The sequence below is a fragment of the Desulfovibrio gilichinskyi genome (assembly GCF_900177375.1).
Classification (GTDB): Bacteria; Desulfobacterota; Desulfovibrionia; order Desulfovibrionales; family Desulfovibrionaceae; genus Maridesulfovibrio; species Maridesulfovibrio gilichinskyi.
On the sequence record NZ_FWZU01000014.1, the window covers coordinates 1 to 1,277 of the forward strand.

Annotated in this window: 1 pseudogene; it reads right to left on the minus strand. The window is 42.1% G+C overall.

Annotated elements, in window-relative coordinates:
• Positions 1-28: 28 nt before the first annotated feature.
• Positions 29-1,212, minus strand: a pseudogene (locus tag B9N78_RS17960) (IS3 family transposase).
• Positions 1,213-1,277 lie beyond the last annotated feature (65 nt).

A 1,277-nucleotide genomic window follows, 5' to 3' on the forward strand; every position in this document is an offset into this window, starting at 1 on the left:
ATCCTGCCACACTTTTCTGGACAGTGAGTTAAGCCACAAAAATATTTTCCTGACAGTTGGTTTCAAATTCAGCAGGTGACTTCCAGCCATTGCTGGAATGACGTCTTCTGCGATTGTAGTAGGCCTCAATATATTGAAATAGAGCAATTTCCGTTTCATGTTTGTCTAAAAACCTTCTGTGATAGACCATTTGCGTTTTCAAAGTGTGGAAAAAGGACTCAGCAACCGCATTATCCCAGCAGTTGCCTCTTCGGCTCATACTTTGGATGCAACCATGTTTAGCGAGATGTTTTCTGAATTCTTGACTAGCATATTGCACTCCTTGGTCACTGTGAACCATCAGTCCCTTAGATGGTCTGCGCCGGACCAAAGCCTTATTGAAGGCACAAATTACTGAACTTCTTTCCAGAGAATCACTTAAATCCCAGCCAACAACAATTCGTGAAAATAAGTCTATAAAAACTGTAAGGTAGAACCATTTTAGGCCCACTTTTATGTACGTGATATCCGTTGCCCAAACCTTGTTCGGTCTGGATACGGAAAACTGGCGATTCAGCAGGTTGGGAGCTGCGGGTTCCTTGTGGGAGGAGTCAGTGGTAACCACAAATTTTCGTACAGTTTTACATTGAAGTCCCATAGCCTTCATCTTTCTTGCAACTCGTGTACGGCTGACTTTTTTGAACCTTTCCTCTGCATGTAAATCGCCCGTAATCATAGGGCTTCCTGCCATTTTGCCATGTTCAAGATATAGTTCTCGAATACGACTCTTCAATATTTTGTTTTCAATGGACCTCTTTGATTCAGGTCTTGATAGCCAACTATAAAAAACACTCCGAGAAACTTTGAGGGTTTGGCACATCTTCTTCACCGGAAAAATCGAGCGGTTCATTTTTATAAATTTGAATGTCATTTCGGTGCTCTGCTGAAGATGGCCAATGCTTTTTTTAGGATATCTCGTTCTGTTTCAGCGTCACGTAGTTTTTTCTCCAGCTCTTTTATTCTGCGTTTTTCATCGGTTAAAATCTCGTTTCCCTGACCGGAAAAGGCAATTCCTCTGTTACGAGAAAACTCTCGTCGCCAGCGGTAAAGTATGGCGTAAGAAATTCCAAGGCTTTCTGCCACTTCAGAATGTGTACGAGACGGATCTTCACTTAAAAGAACTGCATTGCGCTTAAACTCTGGATCATAAGTTCGACGTTTGGGCTTGGTCATTTACTTCTCCTGTAAAAGTCAGGATAGTTACTTAACCGTGTGTCCGCAAATCTATAGCAGGATCA